The organism is Candidatus Epulonipiscium sp., assembly GCA_012519205.1.
GTDB lineage: Bacteria > Bacillota > Clostridia > Lachnospirales > Defluviitaleaceae > JAAYQR01.
Genome location: JAAYQR010000011.1, coordinates 25,714 through 42,144, shown reverse-complemented (window position 1 = coordinate 42,144; position 16,431 = coordinate 25,714). Strand labels below are relative to the sequence as shown.

15 protein-coding genes are annotated in these 16,431 nt (G+C 34.8%); 12 read left to right on the top strand and 3 right to left on the bottom strand.

Annotation, left to right across the window (positions count from 1 at the left end; translation table 11 throughout):
* The first annotated feature begins 269 nt into the window (after positions 1–269).
* From GX308_03305 to queA, 5 genes are all read left to right on the top strand, one after another.
* Positions 270–1,214 carry a MoxR family ATPase gene (locus GX308_03305; protein NLK21120.1) on the top strand — a complete coding sequence of 315 codons (945 nt, stop codon included), beginning with the start codon at positions 270–272 and terminating at the stop codon, positions 1,212–1,214.
* 31 nt (positions 1,215–1,245) lie between these two features.
* On the top strand, positions 1,246–2,445 hold the full coding sequence (locus tag GX308_03300) for a DUF58 domain-containing protein (GenBank protein ID NLK21119.1): 1,200 nt from the start codon (positions 1,246–1,248) through the stop codon (positions 2,443–2,445).
* Positions 2,446–2,448: 3 nt separating this feature from the next.
* Positions 2,449–4,755 (top strand): transglutaminase domain-containing protein, encoded by a 2,307-nt coding sequence (locus GX308_03295; GenBank protein ID NLK21118.1) that lies wholly within the window; start codon positions 2,449–2,451, stop codon positions 4,753–4,755.
* Between the two features lie 78 nt (positions 4,756–4,833).
* The gene (locus GX308_03290; GenBank protein ID NLK21117.1) at positions 4,834–6,438 is read left to right on the top strand and encodes a SpoIID/LytB domain-containing protein; all 1,605 of its coding nucleotides are present in this window, start codon (positions 4,834–4,836) and stop codon (positions 6,436–6,438) included.
* A 141-nt stretch (positions 6,439–6,579) separates the two neighbouring features.
* Positions 6,580–7,626, top strand: a complete 1,047-nt coding sequence (gene queA, locus GX308_03285; GenBank protein ID NLK21116.1) for a tRNA preQ1(34) S-adenosylmethionine ribosyltransferase-isomerase QueA — start codon at positions 6,580–6,582, stop codon at positions 7,624–7,626.
* A 46-nt stretch (positions 7,627–7,672) separates the two neighbouring features.
* On the opposite strand, the gene aroC is transcribed toward queA, so the two are convergent.
* On the bottom strand, positions 7,673–8,773 hold the full coding sequence (aroC, locus tag GX308_03280) for a chorismate synthase (GenBank protein ID NLK21115.1): 1,101 nt from the start codon (positions 8,771–8,773) through the stop codon (positions 7,673–7,675).
* Positions 8,774–8,921: 148 nt separating this feature from the next.
* Between aroC and tgt the strand changes: the two genes are divergently transcribed.
* Together tgt and yajC are read left to right on the top strand one after the other, a co-directional pair.
* Entirely contained in the window at positions 8,922–10,058 is a 1,137-nt protein-coding gene (tgt, locus tag GX308_03275) for a tRNA guanosine(34) transglycosylase Tgt (GenBank protein NLK21114.1), read from the top strand.
* A gap of 1 nt (position 10,059) precedes the next feature.
* The gene (gene yajC / locus GX308_03270) at positions 10,060–10,446 is read left to right on the top strand and encodes a preprotein translocase subunit YajC (protein NLK21113.1); all 387 of its coding nucleotides are present in this window, start codon (positions 10,060–10,062) and stop codon (positions 10,444–10,446) included.
* Between the two features lie 29 nt (positions 10,447–10,475).
* Here the strand turns inward: yajC and GX308_03265 are convergent, their stop codons facing one another.
* Positions 10,476–11,324 (bottom strand): PHP domain-containing protein, encoded by an 849-nt coding sequence (locus GX308_03265; GenBank protein NLK21112.1) that lies wholly within the window; start codon positions 11,322–11,324, stop codon positions 10,476–10,478.
* 116 nt (positions 11,325–11,440) lie between these two features.
* Between GX308_03265 and GX308_03260 the strand changes: the two genes are divergently transcribed.
* The 5 genes from GX308_03260 to secF all read left to right on the top strand — a co-directional run bounded on the left by GX308_03260 (position 11,441) and on the right by secF (position 15,934).
* Positions 11,441–11,821: a TIGR04086 family membrane protein gene (locus GX308_03260; protein NLK21111.1), complete on the top strand. Its 381-nt coding sequence runs from the start codon at positions 11,441–11,443 to the stop codon at positions 11,819–11,821.
* A gap of 100 nt (positions 11,822–11,921) precedes the next feature.
* Entirely contained in the window at positions 11,922–12,062 is a 141-nt protein-coding gene (gene scfA, locus GX308_03255) for a six-cysteine peptide SCIFF (protein ID NLK21110.1), read from the top strand.
* Between the two features lie 175 nt (positions 12,063–12,237).
* Entirely contained in the window at positions 12,238–13,590 is a 1,353-nt protein-coding gene (scfB, locus tag GX308_03250) for a thioether cross-link-forming SCIFF peptide maturase (GenBank protein NLK21109.1), read from the top strand.
* A 210-nt stretch (positions 13,591–13,800) separates the two neighbouring features.
* Positions 13,801–15,027 (top strand): protein translocase subunit SecD, encoded by a 1,227-nt coding sequence (secD, locus tag GX308_03245; GenBank protein NLK21108.1) that lies wholly within the window; start codon positions 13,801–13,803, stop codon positions 15,025–15,027.
* 13 nt (positions 15,028–15,040) lie between these two features.
* Positions 15,041–15,934, top strand: coding sequence for a protein translocase subunit SecF (secF, locus tag GX308_03240; GenBank protein NLK21107.1), 894 nt, complete (start codon positions 15,041–15,043; stop codon positions 15,932–15,934).
* 29 nt (positions 15,935–15,963) lie between these two features.
* Here secF and GX308_03235 read toward each other — a convergent pair whose 3' ends face one another.
* A complete protein-coding gene (locus tag GX308_03235) occupies positions 15,964–16,350 on the bottom strand; it encodes a S1 RNA-binding domain-containing protein (protein ID NLK21106.1) in 387 nt (128 codons plus the stop codon).
* Positions 16,351–16,431: the final 81 nt, after the last annotated feature.

The following is a 16,431-nucleotide window of genomic DNA, read 5'->3' as shown; positions in this document are numbered from 1 at the left end:
TTGTCATTTTGCATATATATTGCTAGGTTTTGGGTGTTATAATTATGCACAATTTATATTAAGTGGATAACAAGTTATATATACTGAATGTGCTAATATTTTAATATTTGATACATTGTTTAGTAAATATATAGTATTAAATTACAACATTTTCTGATATAATATAATATATAATTAATTCGGAAAATAGACAACAAGTGTTTATCATGAAATCTTTAGTACTAATCTTAATTCCTAATTTATGCCTAGGCGGCGGAATGGAGGTTAATATGAATAATGGACAAGAAGTATTAGAAAAAGTTATTAACAATATTGAAAAGGTTATTGTTGGTAAGAAAAATGCAATAGAATTAACCTTAGTAGCATTAATGTGTAATGGGCATGTCCTAATTGAAGATGTTCCGGGGGTGGGAAAAACTAGCCTTGTATCATCTATTGCAAAAAGCCTTAATGCCTCTTTTAAGAGAATCCAATTTACCCCCGATGTGCTTCCATCAGATATCACAGGATTTTCAATTTATAATCAAAAAACAGGGGAATTCGAATTTAGGCCTGGGGCTATAATGAGTCATATTATTTTAGCTGATGAAATTAATCGTACTTCCCCAAAGACTCAGGCAAGTCTCTTAGAGGTCATGGAGGAAAACCAAGTAACTGTCGATGGAACAACCTATCCCCTTCCTAAACCATTCATGGTATTAGCAACCCAAAATCCAGTAGAATATTTGGGTACATATCCCTTACCCGAAGCTGAGCTAGATAGATTTTTTATGAAGTTTGATATAGGTTATCCTACAGCTGGGGAAGAAGTAGAAATATTAATTAACTTTCAACATAAAAATCCTTTAAAAAGTTTGGAGGATGTAGCAAGTCATGAGGAAATTTCAAAAATACAGGAAGCAGTAAAACAAGTTTATGTAGATTCCGCACTAGTTAATTATATAGTTAATATTGTTAGCGAAACAAGAAGACATCCTGATGTCACTTTAGGGGCAAGCCCTAGGGGGTCCCTATCTTTATTTAGGGCTGCCCAGGCATGGGCTTTTTATAAAGGAAGAGATTATGTAATACCTGATGATATTATTAAGATGGCAGTCCCAGTATTATCCCATAGAGTCACTATAAAACAAGAAGCGAAGCTTAGAAACATATCTTCTAGGGAAATTATTGAATTTATTATTCATAAAAAAGTAAAAGTCCCCGTAATCAATTAGTATTTGCCATGGGGGAGGAAAGAAGGTTAGTATGATAAGAACTAAGCCTATTTATTTACTTATTTTCCCTATGATAATAACTTTTATATATTTTTTTCCTGGGAAAATACCCTCAATGTTTTTTTATACTGTGTTATTTTTAGTGCTAGTATCTTTTGCTTATGGGGCATTGCTTTATTACTGTTTTAAATATACGCAAACAGTTGATAAAAAAAGTATCATGAAAGGGGAACAAATCAATTTTAAATTTAGCATTCATAATGAATGGCTTCTCTTATATCCTTGCATAAAGATAGGATTTTATGGTGAGGATTATACTTTTAATAGACAGGCCAAAAAAATAACTTTTACATTGGGTCCTTTTAGCCATAAAGAAGTGAATTGCCAGTGGGAATGTAAGTATAGAGGAGATTATCCAATTGGAATAGAGTATATTGAAATAAAAGACATCCTAGGGATATTTTCTTTTTACTATTATATAAGGGAGCCAAGGGAAATAAAGGTGTATCCCCGAATAAATTTTCTTACCCAATTTCCTATGAACACATCATACATACATGAGTCAGATACCATCATAAAAAGTGATGTAGAGGATATGAGTAGCATATCAGATATAAGGGGATATGCTTATGGGGATACACTTAGGAAAGTTCATTGGAAATTAACAGCTAAGAAAAATGAATGGATGGTAAAAAACTATGATAATACCGCCCAACTCTTTGTAGTTATGTTTATAGATTTAAAGAAAAACTCATATTATGCAGAACAAAATTTAATTTTAGAAGATCAAGTGGTTGAATGCATTGTTACCATTGTCTATTACTGTCTTAGGAACTGGATTCCCGTAGAATTGGTTTATTACAATGAAGGGATACGGATGCTAAAGGGAAGGAATTCGCTAGACTTTAAAACCTTTTATGATTTTATGAGGGGGGTTAAATTTAACCAAGACATTAGTTTGACAGATATGATGAGTATGTATTTAAGAAAAGATATCCCGAAAACTAATATAATATTGTTTACATCCAATCTAGAATATAAGCTATACGAACAGATTTATGAGGCTAGATTTGTAGGCTATGATATTATATTGATTTATATCTCCCCTAAGGAAATAAGGAAAAAGGGGAATGAAGAAGAAAAAAGCATCTTAAAAGGATTAAGGGAAATAGGGGTTGTTGTTTATGAGGTGCAGATTAGTGATGATATAAAACAAATTTTGGGGTGTTAGCCTATGGTGCAAAAAAAGATAAGTGAAATTCTAATTAATTTTTTGTTAATAGCCATCATGAGCTTTTCTATTGTCTATATGGTAGTAGCTGATATGGGTTTTTCTCCCATTGCCATCTCTTTAATTAAAATAATAATCATAGTTTATCTTGTTTGTTCCATAATTTGCATAAATAAAAAAAGTTTTTATCTTAGCTTGTTGGTTTTGTTATTATCACTAGTAGCGGGCATGTTTTATATTTACAAGGGACAAAAAATAGAAATAATAATAGAAGGAACCCGGAGATTTTTTATATGGCTAAATGATTACAAAGATGGTTTTGTACCTGTAAATTGGACTTACGCCAAGGTAATAACAATCATTATATGTATTGCCATAACTTTTTTAATATACATATTCACTAAAAAGAACTGGAATTATCTATGGATTGCATCTATTGGCAGTGGGTATTTCTTATTTCTATGGTATAGAGATTATATGAAATCTCAATGGACCTTATATTTATTTTTATTTTCTTGTTTGTTATATTATTTTAAGCATAGCTTTTATAAATTTAATAAATATATTGATGAAAATGATCCAATGTATTTTTTAAAGTTTATGTCTTGGGGGTGGATTTTAAGTATTGTAATTTTTTCTATTTCATTTTACTATTCTAATAATCATATTGTGAATATGGAATGGGTAGATAGAATAATAGGAAAAATAGCAGCTAAAACAGTTTATTACTATGCAGAAGATTATTTTTCCGTTGCCTCTGCGGGGCTAGGGGAAGATGACGGCTATTTAGGGGGAGATATAAATCTCAGTGATTTATTGGTTTTGAAGGTTACAGCCCCAGAAAAGACATATCTTACGGCAGCAGTAAAAGAGATATACACGGGGCATAGTTGGATTAATTTAGATAATGAAGCAACCACAGGAAGAAGCTGGGAAAGGATTTATTTCGATAGTTTTGAAACAAAAGAAGGAATTTATGAACTTGTTGGCGGTGATTATGATATATATAAGTATTTTGACAATCAGAAGATAACAATAAAGTACAATAACATCATTACGAAGAGTTTATTTATGCCGCAAAGAGCATATAAACTGGGTTTTAATTCTATCAGGCATCCAAAGATAATGACGGATAAGGGAGGAGTTCTTTCATTAAATGAGGCTGAGACCAAAGGATTTAGTTATTCTGTAGATTTGTATAAATCCAAACAAAAAGACGAAGATTTTATAAAATTAATGAGAAAAAGTAAAAAAAATCTATATAAAGATAACTATAGGGAAATTATTAAAAGTAGAGAAGGAGATAAAAACAGAAAGGAAATTCTTCGTAGACTTATAGATAGGGCGGAAGAAGTCAACGAACGATATCTTTTTTTACCTGACACTCTACCCAAAAGGGTGAAAGATACTGCTAAAGAAATTACAAAAGGAGAAAAAAATAATTATGACAAGGTAAAGGCGATTGAAAAATACTTTGCGAAAGGCTATGTGTATACTCTTACCCCGGGGGAAAACCCTGAAGGATGGGATTTCGTTGATTATTTTTTATTTGAATCAAGGAGGGGTTATTGTACCTATTATGCCACGGCAATGACTGTGCTAGTTAGGGCTTTAGGTATTCCTGCTAGGTATGTAGAAGGATATATTGTATCCGAGGATAATGAAAAAGAAGGAGATACATACTTGATTACGAACAAACAGGCCCATGCATGGACAGAAGTATATTTTGAAGGAATCGGATGGATAATTTTTGAACCCACCCCTTCACTCCAAATGGAATACAGTTTGCCTATTAACGATGCTCTTTATGATTTGTATTATCCGAAGGAGTATATTGAATATCTAATGGGTCAGCATAGTAATACAGATATTGAAATTGATGATTTTAAAAAAGAAGAAAATGAAAAAAGAAATTATATTAACTTTTATGGCTTCATTGGAATAGGTATTTCCTTTATAATTTTATTTAATAGGATTAAATATTATTGGAAAAGACTGAGTATCCTTAGGATGAACGGAAAAAGAACTGCTATCATGATATATGATGAATACCTTAAAATAGGAAAACTCTTAAAATATCCGATGAAGGATACGGAAACCCCACTTCAATATTCAGACCGAATGGATAAGATATTTGGGGATAAAACGATTACCCAATTATTTATTAAGGCTAGATATAGTCAGTATGATTTAAATGAAGAAGAAAAGAAAATAATGCATTTGTTTTACAGAAAATTGTTAAAGGATATAAAAGAAAGGAAGGGAAAACTTAAGTTCTTTATATTCAGATACTTATTGGGAAAAATATAAAATAGATATAAGAAACTATGGATTTTTGTCATTATTCCCCTTATAATAGTCTTTAATAACTATTTAAGGGGGATTTTTGTGAGAAGGGTAACCCGACAGGGAATCGTAGTATTTTTCATTTTTATTGTACTTGGTTTTTACTTTCCTACAAAAACACAGGCATTATTGGATATGCCTAAATGGATAAGGGTAGGTCTAGAATATAAATACAAGAATGCAAATAGCATTAATATAAAAAACCAAGAAATCTTATTGGGATATGATATAAAAGAGGAATTCATTCCTGTAACTATCCTTAAATCTGACAGGGGATTTTCGATGGTTCCTACACAAGATTATTTCATATCAATTAATCAGGAATTTAATACATATGAGGAGGCTGTCTTATTAGCGGAAGGATTAAGAGGCCATGGATTAGAAGCCTTTCCCGTGGGGTTATCCTATTCTACTTGGTATGTGTACATAGGGGGTTTTAGCTCTTATAAGGAGGCAGAAGCCATAAAACATATAGTTAATATGGAGAGTGTTATAAAGGAACCAGATTCAACTCGTATGCTTATGAAAAATAATAATGAGATTATAGCAGTTTTTGAAAGCAGGGATACTTATCCACAAATTTCAGGGGTGGGCTCCAAGTATTCAGAGGAAATAGTAGAGTTAGGAGATAGAAAATATCGTGGTAGAGTAGAATTTAGAAGGGATAATGGCAGCGGTATTACAGCAGTTAATGTGATTTTACTAGAGGAATATCTTTATGGTGTGGTGCCTTCAGAGATGCCGCCCTCCTGGAATATGGAAGCATTAAAGGCACAGGCGGTGGTTGCTAGAAACTATGCTATACTTAATATGAAGAAACATCAAAATAGTGGGTATATGTGCGATGGAGAACACTGCCAAGTGTACAAAGGATATGATAATGAAAATCCAAACACCAATAGGGCTGTAGATGAAACATATAAGGAACTGCTATATTATGATAATGAAATAGTAGAAGCATTTTACTTTGCAAGAAGCGGAGGGTATACGGAGGACTCAGAGAATGTTTGGGTAGCTCCCCTTCCTTATTTAAGAGCAGTTATGGACCCCTATGAAGACGAATCCTATACTTGGACTAGGGCTTTTGATAAAGAACAAGTGGGGGAACTTTTACGAAATAATGGAAAAGACATAGGAAGTGTAATGGATATCCAAATCAATAGTTATACCCCGGGAGGAAGGGTAGAGGAATTAACCATAATAGGAACAGGAGGAAGTGAAAGGCTTACAAAGGAGAGTACAAGAACATTTTTTAAGACCAATGGAATCAGCTTAGAAAGCAGAATGTTTGAAATAATAAAAGAGGGAGCAAGCACAAGTGAAACCCCTTCTCTATCAATAATTGGGGAAAACCAGATAGCAATCCAGAATATAAATTTTGATGGAATATATACAATCAGCGCCGATGGTGGAATAGAAAAAATGTCCCTAACCAATTCTTCCATAAAGGTTCAGGGTAAAGATGGAACAAAGGATATTTCTTTTATATCCTTACCAATCAGGGTAGATGGAGATTTTGTCTTTAGGGGAAAAGGTCAAGGACATGGAGTTGGGATGAGTCAATGGGGAGCAAAAGGCATGGCAGATAATGGATATAACTATAGGCAAATCTTATCCCATTATTTTACCGGAACATCGGTAAGATAGTTAAATCTTAAACTTTTTCGAAAGTTATGTTAAGGTGCCGTTAAAATAGGCACCTTTTTTGTTGAAAGAAAAGAAATTTTTCTTTATAATTAGGGGAAAATACTATGGAAATTTATAATTTATCAAGAACGGAGAACTGCTATGAATTTGCGTGACTTTTATTTTGATTTGCCGGGGGGGCTAATTGCCCAGGATCCATTAGATGATAGAAGTGCCTCAAGGCTTCTAGTATTAGACAAAAATACGGGAAAAATGGAACATGGGCATTTTAAGGATGTTTTATTGTATTTGGAGGAAGGAGATTGCCTTGTAATCAATAATACAAAGGTTATTCCGGCAAGACTTATAGGAACTAGGGAAAATACCGGGGCTAAGGTTGAGATACTTCTTCTTACAAGAAAAGAAAATGATAGATGGGAGGCTTTAGTAAAACCGGGGAAAAAGGCCCGTCCCGGAGATGTAATTGTATTTGGTAATGGAGAACTTAAGGCCGAAATTGAAAAGGTTACAGAAGACGGCAAAAGAATCATCCATCTAATTTATGAGGGAATCTTTGAGGAGGTCCTAGATAAATTGGGAGAGATGCCTCTGCCACCTTACATTACCCATCAGCTTGAGGACAAAGAAAGATATCAGACCGTTTATGCAAAGTATGAGGGCTCTGCCGCAGCTCCTACTGCAGGTCTTCATTTTACAAGTGAGTTATTAGAAAAAATAAAAAATAAAGGGGTAATGATTGCCCATGTAACCCTTCATGTGGGACTGGGTACCTTTAGACCTGTTAAGGTTGAAAATGTCTTGGAGCATAAAATGCACTCGGAATTTTTTTGGGTGGATAAAGAAGAAGCCGATAAAATAAACCAATGCAAAAAGAATGGAGGAAGGGTTATAGCCGTAGGAACTACTAGCTGCAGAACCCTGGAATCCTGCGCCGATGAAAAAGGAGTAGTATGTGCAAAAAATGGATGGACAGATATTTTTATTTATCCAGGGTATAGGTTTAAAGTGGTTGATGAATTAATTACTAATTTTCATCTCCCCGAATCCACCCTTATTATGTTGGTATCTGCCCTAGTGAATAGGGATATTATACTTAATGCCTATAAAACAGCTGTAGATAGGAAATATAGATTTTTTAGTTTCGGGGATGCCATGTTTATTACAGACTTAGAACAAAGAAGTTTATAAAGATATGTAAAAAAAGATTATAAAAATCCGTAGAGTCTACGGATTTTTATAATAGGGCTTTTTTAATTAAATCCATCCTAGAAAAAATTCTTTGAAACAGATAATCTACTAGGGTAAGAGCGGCCATTGCTTCTACCACAATCACAGCTCTAGGTACTATTATCGGGTCGTGACGACCTTCTACTTGCAGGTCCATATTTTGACCACTTTTATTGACAGTTTGCTGAACCCTATGGATTGAGGAAGTTGGTTTAAGAGCAGCCCTAAATATAATAGGAAAACTATCACTAATACCCCCTACAATACCTCCAGCATTATTAGTTAACTTTGTAAGATTTCCATTTTCATCATATCTCAAGAAATCATTGTTTTCCCAACCACTGGACTCAGCCGCACTAAAGCCACTACCAAATTCTATACCTTTTATTGCTCCAATAGAAAGTATTGCCTTACCAAACATTGCATCTAGTTTTTCAAATACAGGCTCTCCTATGCCACTGGGAACACCAGTTACGATGCATTCTATTATCCCACCTGCCGAGTCTTCTTTTTCCTTTTGTTCATAAAGATAATCAGCAGCCTTTTTAGCTGCATCTTTATCAGGCATAGCCAAAAAGTTATTAAATATTTCTTCTTTATCAAACTTTGATTGATCGATGGATACAGGACCAATGGATAGGGTGTAGGTGGTAAAATCCACTCCAAACTCACTAAGTATTTTTTTGGCAACAGCCCCTGCGGCAACCCTTGCAGTAGTTTCACGACCGGAAGAACGCCCTCCACCACGGTAATCTCTGAACCCATACTTTTCATCATAGGTAAAATCAGCATGCCCCGGGCGATAGCATTTAGCTATTTCCGAGTAATCGTAGGATCTTTGATTTGTATTATGTACAATCAAGGAAATCGGAGTCCCCGTGGTTTTTCCTTCAAATACCCCTGATAGGATTTCTACTTTATCATTTTCCTTACGGGGAGTAGAAAAGGGGGATTGTCCGGGTTTTCTTCTATCTAAATCTTTTTGAATATCATTTTCTGAAAGTTCTATCCCAGCAGGGCAACCATCAATAACAACCCCTAGGGCCTTACCATGGGATTCGCCCCATGTGGAAATTTGAAAGTGTTTCCCAAATATGGAACCTGCCATAAAATCTCTCCTCTCCAAAGTAATTTTTAAAATTGTACCATATAGCCTATATCCTTTGCAACTAAATACGCTTTTACCCTTGAAAAAAACCGGTTTTAACTGTACACTGTATAAGTACAAATTTAAAGACAAAAGGAAGAAATGCTATATGTATAAATTATTCAAAACTGAAGGAAGAGCTAAAAGAGGAGAATTTCATACTCCCCACGGTATCATACAGACCCCTGTTTTTATGAATGTAGCCACAGTGGCAGCCATAAAGGGAGCCCTTTCCACTAAGGACTTAAAGGATATAGGATGTCAAGTTGCTCTTTCTAATACATATCACCTTCATCTTCGCCCAGGAGATACTATCATTAAAAAGTTAGGTGGACTGCATAATTTTATGGTATGGGATAGACCTATCCTCACAGATTCTGGGGGATTCCAGGTTTTCTCCCTTACCTCCCTTAGAAAAATTCAAGAAGAGGGGGTTTATTTTTCTTCCCATATTGATGGAAGGAAAATTTTTATGGGTCCCGAAGAAAGCATGCAGATTCAATCAAATATAGGTTCAACAATCGCTATGGCTTTTGACGAATGCCCTCCTTACCCCGCTAATAGAGAGTATATGGAGGCTTCAGTTGCCAGAACAACAAGGTGGCTTAAAAGGTGTAAAATAGAACTTAGCCGTTTAAATAAGCTAGAAGGCACCATCAATAAACAGCAAATGCTTTTTGGCATAAACCAAGGAGGAACCTATGAGGATATCCGTATTGAACACGCCAAGGCGATCTCTGATATGGACTTGGATGGCTATGCTGTAGGGGGCTTAGCTGTGGGCGAAAGTCATTCTGAAATGTATCGTATTCTGGAAGAGGTAGTACCATATCTCCCACAAAACAAACCCACATATCTAATGGGTGTTGGTACCCCAGAGAATATATTAGAATCAGTAGAGCGGGGAATAGACTTTTTTGACTGTGTACTTCCTGCAAGAAATGGCCGCCATGGTCATGTTTATACCAATAAGGGGAAACTTAATCTCTTTAATGCAAAACACGAACTAGAAGAAGGACCCATCGATGAGGAATGTGGATGTCCTACTTGTACAACTTATTCTAGGGCTTATATACGGCACCTTCTTAAGGCTAAGGAAATGCTTGGAATGCGGCTTTGTGTTCTTCATAACTTATACTTCTTTAATACAATGATGGAAGAGGTAAGGGATGCCTTAGATAACGGAAGATATGCCGATTACAAAAAACAAAAATTAAATGACTTTAATCAAAAGGAGGAGAAATGATATGAATCAAATTATTTTATTGGCAGAAGCAGCTTCTAGTCAGGAAGCGCCGGCAGGAGGGTTGTTTGGAGGAGTCTTTGGTATGGTTATTTATTTAGGGGTGTTATTTGGAATTATGTGGCTTCTTATTATACGCCCTCAAAGAAAAAGAGAAAAAGAAATCCAAAGCATGCAGTATAGTGCAAAAATAGGGGATTCTATAATGACTACCGGGGGGCTTTATGGCAAAATTGTAGATATTGTAAATGATGTATGCATTGTTGAATTTGGTTTAAACAAAGGCATTAGAATTCCAATCGAAAGAAGTTATATAGCTACTATAAAAGAACCTGATATGACGATTAAAAAAGAAGAAATAATTGAGGATAAAAAAGAAGATGCTAAGTAATAAAAGAGGCGGGTATAAACCTGCCTCTTTTATTTGTTTTTAATATATTTTTTAATTTCATCCAATATTTCATAGGGAATTTTGAGATTTCCCCTTCCTACTCCCAAATCAAGATTTTTTTTATTACTTCCGTGAAAATCACTCCCGCCTGTTATCAATAGGTTAAATTTATGAGCTAGAGAGCGAATTTTATTTTCTTGCTCCTTGGAAAAGAGGGAATAAATCCCCTCAATCCCATCTAAACCTTCTTGGGATAGGAGTCTAATCAAATATTCCAATTCATCATTAGACAGGTTATATAACGTAGGATGTGCTAAAACAGCTACCCCCTTAGCCTTATGGATGAGCTCTATACATTTTTTAGGGGAGTAAACTTCTCTTTTGACATAGCCTGGTTTACCAGGGGTTAGATATAATTTAAAAGCCTCATCGAGGGTTCTTGCATAACCTTTTTCATATATTATTTTCCCGAAATGGGCCCTTGTAATTAAATCTTTTCCAGATATCATATCTAAATCTTTCTGTGTAATATTCATCCCCATATTTTTTAGTTTATCTAGTATCTTTTTATTTCGTTCTTTTCTACCATTTTGAATAAACTTGAGTTTATTAATAAAATAGGGGTCTGTATAATCAATAAAAAGGCCTAATATATGGATTTCGCGGTCTTTGTATTCAGCTGCTAGCTCTATACCGGGAATAACTTCAATATTTTGTTCTTTACCTGTTTTAACGGCCTCTTCTATGCCGTCTATCATATCATGATCCGTTAGGGCAAAGGCTAAAAGATTTTTCTCTTTAGCATAAAAAACCAATTCCGAAGGGGACAGGGTCCCATCTGATAGGCTAGAATGGACATGAAGGTCAATATAACCCACTTAAATAACCACCTTTCAAAAAACAATCCTTTCTCTTATATATTATCATAAATGATAATTAATAATCGTACAATAGTACAAAGGCAATTACAAGTAAATAAGAGGGGTGCTTTAAGATGATGGAAATGAGTAAAAGGTCTACACAAACAACCAAAAAGGAAAGTGAATGGCGAGTTATTGGAATTTTGAAAGCAATTGTAGTGGCCTATGCAATTACTGCTATTCTTTTTATCGGGCTGGCACTGCTTTTAACTTATACATCTATGCCAGAAAGCAGTATCCGTGTTATCGTAATTATTACTACAATTATTTCAACCCTAGTGGCTGGATATGATACAGCTAAGGGGGCAAAATCTAGAGGGTGGTTTTGGGGTATGTGTGCAGGTATTGCATATGGATTAGTTTTGGTTTTGATAAATGGTATCATTATTAAAGACCTAGCTCTTACAGGAAATACCTTAACTCTTTTTATAATGGCAGGGGGGGAGGAGCCTTAGGGGGAATGGTAGGAATCAATGTTAAAAAGTAATCAGCACTCTTTTCAAAATTGGTAAGTTATGCTATAATTATGGGAGTTTAAATTAAGGAGGCTTAGCTATGAAGCATGTAAAAACATTGAATACGGCTACATTAAAGAAAAGTATGGCAAAAGGCGGTTGTGGAGAATGTCAAACATCTTGTCAATCTGCTTGTAAAACATCTTGTACCGTTGCAAATCAATCCTGTGAAAACAAATAGTCGCTGGCAGTGGCATTATGTCACTGCTTTTTAAATGCAAATTATAAAACAAATAGATACATAACACAATTATTATACAAGGTTTAAGATGAGTGTTTAATCACTTTTGAGCTTTTTTATTAATCTTTTATGACTGTATAATTTGTAATTATGTATGAAAATTGGAGTGAATAAAATGATTCATAAATTTTCTATGGATGGGGTTAATATTGTTCTAGATATATACAGTGGGGCCGTCCATGTGGTGGATAATATAATTTACGATTTAATTGATATATATAAAGGACATGAAAAAGAAGAACTTAAGAAGCTGTTAGGTAAAAAGTATGGGTTAAATCAAATTGATGAGGCTATAAAAGAAATAGAAACATTAGAAAAAGAAGGACTATTATATACGGAGGATGTGTATGTAGATTATTTGAATCAATTTCAAAAAAGGGACCCTATAGTAAAAGCTCTTTGCCTCCATATTGCCCACGACTGTAATTTAAGGTGCAAGTATTGCTTTGCAGGGGAAGGGGAATATAGAGGACAACGGTCTTTAATGAGTGCTGAAGTAGGGAAGAAGGCCATTGATTATTTAGTTCACGCCTCAAAAAATCGCCGTAACCTAGAAGTGGATTTTTTCGGGGGAGAACCCCTTATGAATTTTGATGTCGTAAGAGAAATTGTAGAATATGGTAGAGGTATAGAAAAGGAACATAATAAAAACTTTCGTTTTACCATTACAACCAATGGGGTTCTACTGGATAATGATATACAATCATATATAAACGAAAATATGCATAATGTGGTGTTAAGCATTGATGGAAGAAAAGAAGTCCATGATAGAATGAGATATACCATAAACCATAAGGGAAGTTATGACATAATACTTCCTAAGTTTAAAAAAGTTGCAGAAAGTAGAAATCAAGATAATTATTATGTAAGGGGTACCTTTACAAGGGAAAATTTAGATTTTGCAAAAGATGTTCTTCATCTAGCTGATTTGGGATTCAAACAGGTATCTGTAGAACCCGTGGTGGCATCTAGTGAAATGTCCTATGCCCTAAGGGAGGAAGATCTTCCTATCCTATATGAACAATATGAAGAATTAGCTAGAGAAATGGTAAATCGTGAAAAGAAAGGGCAAGCTTTTAACTTTTTTCACTTTATGATTGATTTATCTCAGGGCCCTTGTGTAGCAAAAAGATTAGCGGGTTGTGGCTCGGGTTCTGAATACCTAGCTGTTACACCGGAGGGAGATTTATATCCTTGCCATCAGTTCGTAGGCATGGATGAATTTAAAATGGGGACGGTTTTTGAAGGAATAGAAAACTTTAAAATGCAAAAGAAATTCCAATCCTGCAATGTCTATGCAAAGGAAGAGTGTAAAAATTGCTGGGCAAAGTTTTATTGCAGCGGAGGCTGTGCAGCCAATGCATATCAATTTCATGGAGATATACATATACCTTATAAAATCGGGTGTGAACTGGAAAAAAAGAGAGTTGAATGTGCCCTATACATCAAGGCAAAATTAGCGCAATAATTTTAGCAGCCAATGGCCATTTATGTCATTCTGAACGCAGCAAAGAGTCTAAGGTATGATATCCTCCTCTTACGTTCAGGATGACATGAACTGTTGCAATATCCTAGGGAATCCATGGAAACAGAATATATTAATGCAAAAATATTGACGTTTCCTAGTATAAAGCATATAATTAACTTTGTGTATTTTGTATGAAGGGAGATAAAAAAGATGAAAATTAAGAGCGGATTTATTTTATTTTTGGTTGTCGTTCTTATTGGATTAACATCAGCGACAGCATATTTTGGGATTGGCGAAGACAATATTTTAGGTGTACAAAATATTAGACAGGGGCTTGACCTAAAGGGTGGAGTAAATATTGTATACGAAGCCGATAAGGACAACCCTACCCAAGAAGAAATGAATGCGGCAATAGCAATGATTCAAGGAAGATTAGACCGTGGTAATTATACAGAAGCGCAGGTAGCCCAAGAAGGGGGAAAAAGACTTCGTGTAGATATACCTGGGGTTGAAGATGCGGAAGAAGCTATAAAAGATATTGGAGCAACAGCGCAACTAATGTTTTTAAGCCCAGAGGGAGAAGTTATCCTAACCGGTAAAGAGGTAAAAGATGCAAGAAAAGGAATCATTAATGATAAAGGTATTACAAAGGCAGTAGTTGCCCTCGAATTTAATTCGAAAGGTAAGGAAGCCTTTGCAGAAGCTACTGGAAAATACCTTAATCAAGTCATTATGATTGCTCTTGATGAAAATATTATCAGTGCTCCAAAGGTAAGTTCCGTTATCACTGAAGGTTCCGCTATGATAGAAGGAGTAGGTACCATAGAAGAAGCAGAAGAATTGGCTGCAAGGATAAAAGCAGGAGCTCTTCCCTTTAAGCTAGAGGTATTACAAAGTGAAAATATAGGAGCGACACTAGGAGCAACGGCTCTAGATAGCAGTGTCAAAGCCGGCATCATAGGAATCATTCTTGTTTTATTATTTATGTTAATTGTATACAGGATTCCCGGACTAGCTGCAGATTTAGCATTGATTTTTTACTGTGCAGTGGTAATAATTATCCTAAGCCTATTACAATCAACCTTAACCCTTCCGGGTATTGCGGGGATTATTCTTTCTGTTGGTATGGCAGTAGATGCCAATGTTATAATATTCTCCAGAATCCAAGAAGAATTAAGGGCAGAGAAAACCTTAAGGGCAGCGGTTGACTCAGGTTTTAGCAAGGCATTTACTGCAATTTTGGATGGTAATATAACAACCCTTATAGCAGCATTTGTTCTGTATTGGATTGGAACAGGGCTAATTAAAAGTTTCGCACAAACGTTAGGAATAGGAATTCTTGTGTCCATGTTTACATCATTAGTTGTAACAAGGATTATCCTAAAACAATTTATTGAACTGGGAAGAAAAAATCCAAAATTATATGGTGCGAAATAAGGAGGCCTAAGAAATGGATATAATAAAAAGTAGAAATAGATGGTTTATATTATCAGCAGTGATTATTATAGCTGGGTTATTGGCAATGCCAATCAATGCATTAAGAGGTGTTGGAATCTTAAACTTTGATGTGGAATTTATTGGTGGAACAGTGATGGAAATAAATATTGGGCAAACTTTTGATATTAATAAGGATATCAAGCCTATTGTTGTTGAAATTACCGGAGAAGATAATCCACAGATTACTAAATTAGGTGCTCAGGGGGTTGCTATTAAAACAAAGTCTATAGATGCAAATACAAGAAAAGAGTTATACAATGCTCTAAAGAATAAGTTTAATTTGCATGAAAAAGATGATTTGTTAAATGTATCCGACGTATCTCCGACTATTAGTTCCGAAATGCAGGTAAGGGCTATGCAGGCCTTGCTTTTAGCTTCTATATTAATGCTTATTTATATTACTTTTAGATTTAAGGATTGGAAATTCGGTCTTGCAGCGGTAATACCATTAATACATGATGTTTTAATTGTCTTTACCGTATACTCTATAGGAAGGGTTCCAGTTAATAATTCCTTTATTGCAGCTATTTTAACCATTGTAGGATATTCCATTAATGATACGATTGTAATATTTGATAGAATCCGTGAAAATAGGAAGGTTATAAAAAGAGGGGATTTAGAAGGATTAGTTAATAAGAGTATTAGCCAAAGTATTGTTCGTTCAATCAATACATCGGTAACAACATCAATTACTGTAATTGTGTTATATTTCCTAGGGGTGTCTTCCATAAAAGAATTTGCCCTTCCTCTTATAATAGGAATTGTTGCAGGAACATATTCTTCTATATTTATAGCAAGTCCACTATGGTATGTATTTAGTAAAAAACCAGTTAAAAAGCAAGCATAAAAAAACCTTCGGTCTAGACCGAAGGTTTTTTAACGATTATTTCTTTTGTTCAAGGCAGCCTGTCTTTCATTTGAACTTTTTAAGAATTCTTTCAACATATCCTCTAGACAATCTTTATCGGAGGAAGGCGGATTAGATTCAACGGGTTTTCTTGCTGGTCTAGAATCCGAATTTGGCATAGCATCTTTCATAGAAAGAGATATTTTTCCACTCTCCGTATCTATAGACACAATTTTAACCTTTACCTTATCCCCAAGGGATACTGCTTCATTAATATCCTTTAGGAAACCGTGGGTAACCTGGGAGATATGGACAAGGCCCTGAGTTGAATCATCTAAAGTTATAAAGGCTCCGAAGGGTTTGATACTGTTTACAGTACCTTCTACAATTTGACCAACCTGATATTTTTCTGACATATCAACACTCCTATATTATATTGCTATACCATTATAGCATATACTCCGTGGTTTTGGTACAACAAAATCTAATAGACTTTC

Bases quoted from the DNA above. Each gene is read 5' to 3' on its own strand.
- tgt (NLK21114.1), top strand. From the start codon at position 8,922: ATGTATAAATTATTCAAAACTGAAGGAAGAGCTAAAAGAGGAGAATTT.
- yajC (NLK21113.1), top strand. From the start codon at position 10,060: ATGAATCAAATTATTTTATTGGCAGAAGCAGCTTCTAGTCAGGAAGCG.
- aroC (NLK21115.1), bottom strand. From the start codon at position 8,773: ATGGCAGGTTCCATATTTGGGAAACACTTTCAAATTTCCACATGGGGC.
- GX308_03260 (NLK21111.1), top strand. From the start codon at position 11,441: ATGATGGAAATGAGTAAAAGGTCTACACAAACAACCAAAAAGGAAAGT.
- queA (NLK21116.1), top strand. From the start codon at position 6,580: ATGAATTTGCGTGACTTTTATTTTGATTTGCCGGGGGGGCTAATTGCC.
- GX308_03305 (NLK21120.1), top strand. From the start codon at position 270: ATGAATAATGGACAAGAAGTATTAGAAAAAGTTATTAACAATATTGAA.
- scfA (NLK21110.1), top strand. From the start codon at position 11,922: ATGAAGCATGTAAAAACATTGAATACGGCTACATTAAAGAAAAGTATG.
- scfB (NLK21109.1), top strand. From the start codon at position 12,238: ATGATTCATAAATTTTCTATGGATGGGGTTAATATTGTTCTAGATATA.
- GX308_03300 (NLK21119.1), top strand. From the start codon at position 1,246: ATGATAAGAACTAAGCCTATTTATTTACTTATTTTCCCTATGATAATA.
- secD (NLK21108.1), top strand. From the start codon at position 13,801: ATGAAAATTAAGAGCGGATTTATTTTATTTTTGGTTGTCGTTCTTATT.
- GX308_03295 (NLK21118.1), top strand. From the start codon at position 2,449: ATGGTGCAAAAAAAGATAAGTGAAATTCTAATTAATTTTTTGTTAATA.
- secF (NLK21107.1), top strand. From the start codon at position 15,041: ATGGATATAATAAAAAGTAGAAATAGATGGTTTATATTATCAGCAGTG.
- GX308_03235 (NLK21106.1), bottom strand. From the start codon at position 16,350: ATGTCAGAAAAATATCAGGTTGGTCAAATTGTAGAAGGTACTGTAAAC.